The 1,818-nt window shown below is 38.1% G+C and carries 3 protein-coding genes; all 3 read right to left on the bottom strand.

The features are described 5' to 3' along the window. Positions 1–517: GNAT family N-acetyltransferase (locus tag AC1DJR_RS28510; RefSeq protein ID WP_477004104.1), on the bottom strand; the 517-nt coding region annotated here is incomplete at its 3' end. 14 nt (positions 518–531) lie between these two features. Continuing rightward, complete coding sequence (locus AC1DJR_RS28515; protein ID WP_477004105.1) at positions 532–1,641, bottom strand: mandelate racemase/muconate lactonizing enzyme family protein; 1,110 nt, start codon at positions 1,639–1,641, stop codon at positions 532–534. After that, on the bottom strand, positions 1,638–1,818 hold a 181-nt coding region (locus AC1DJR_RS28520), incomplete at its 5' end, for a hypothetical protein (RefSeq protein ID WP_477004106.1). The genes AC1DJR_RS28520 and AC1DJR_RS28515, both read right to left, overlap by 4 nt.

Below are 1,818 nucleotides of genomic sequence, written 5' to 3' on the forward strand. Positions count from 1 at the left end.
CGCCATACTTCTCCTTCAGCGCAGCAATTTCCATACCTTGCGCGAACTTATCCTTTAAACTAGGAATGTTGAAAGGTGCAACGGTGCAGCAAACGTAATCGTATTTGCTGTCTTCTTTTTGTAATTCATCCATGATGACTGTGGCTAATATTTTTTGCATCCCATTTCCTCGGCAGTTCGGATGAACGTTTGAGATTTCTTGATAGATGACGCGGTGTAGCTGACTTTCTGGTAGACCAATATCAAGTCCTAAATGTTCATTGTCGATAGGAGGGACTAGTAGGGCACGAAATGCGATGAGCTCGTTTTGTATAAACGCCCCGATCATCATGCCGTTTCCTTCTAGAATGTATTGAAATTCTTCTAGCGAGAGTGGTTGTAAACGACCTTTATCTTCTAGCGCTTCAACTATAACGTTTTGTAATGATAAAATTTGTTCCATATGTTCTAAAGATAGTAATGTAACGTGAAATGAATCGTTGTTTTGTTTTAATTTGCCTTCGTAAAGAATCGTCATGCGTTAGTCCTCCTTTAGCGTACAACGTCTTGAAAGACGGTTAGTTCTTGTAATGTATTTTCGTTTATTTCAATGCCGAGTCCCGGCTTTTCGTTTAAGCGAATAAATGGTACGTCGTAATGTAAGTTTCCGATGTCTTTCGTGAATTTTAATGGTCCTGTTAGCTCGACGCTAGTAATGATTTTTTTTGAGAAAGCGACATGGAATCCTGCGGAAGAGGCAACAGATGATTCGACCATGGATCCAACTTGGCATTCAATGCCTGCCATTTCAGCTTGATGAGCGAGTTTTACAGCTGGATATATGCCGCCGCATTTCATTAGTTTTATATTCACTTTATCAGCTGCGTCTAATTTAATAATTTGGCGCATTTCACGAGAGCCTTTTAGTCCTTCATCAATCATAAGCGGAAGATCTGTTTTMGAACGAATATGAGCCATTGCGTCAATATCRTCYGCKACAACAGGCTGYTCAATCCARTCGATGTTTAAATGTCCTAATGAACGAARTGCYGTTAATGTGTTTGCGCTATTTTTCCAGCCTTGGTTTACATCAACACGAATCGCGATATCATTTCCTACACGTTCACGTACAGCTTCAATTCGTTTTACATCTTCTTTTACATTCGTGCCGACTTTCATTTTGAAAGATTGGTAACCTTTCTTAATCATRGARGCWGCTTCYTCAGCCATATTTTCTGGATCGGCGATACTTAAGACGTGAGTGACAGGAAATTCTTCATGGTAGCGTCCKCCAATTARTTGATATACAGGTTGATTTARTTTTTTACCCAKTATATCAAAACAAGCGATATCAATCGCAGCTTTMGCAGTAGGAATACCATAAATTGTATTGTCCATCATATCGTGTATTTTTTCGATATTCATTGGATTTTTCCCAATTAGAGCAGGAGCTAGTGTATGTTTTAAAACATGGAAAGTACTTTCCCATGATTCACCTGTAACGTGATCATCAGCAACGCCTTCACCGTGACCGATAATGCCTTCATCTGTTTCCATTTTGACGATAATAGAAGGCATATCAGAATAAGAACCATAACTAATAACAAACGGATCGCGAAGTGGTAAACGAATTGCGTAAAGATGAATAGCTGTAATTTTCATTGAATAAAGACCCCTTCCTGTTTACAATGGTTTTGTACATTTGATATAGTTGACGTTAAATAGTCGTTAATTAATGATAAGGAGTTAGAGAAAATGATGATAAAAATTGCAGTTGTCGGTTCAAAAGAGTTTATGGAGAATCTTTTACCTATTTCTAGTTTATGAGCAATAGGTAAA

It is taken from the genome of Bacillus sp. 05T31, assembly GCF_056396725.1.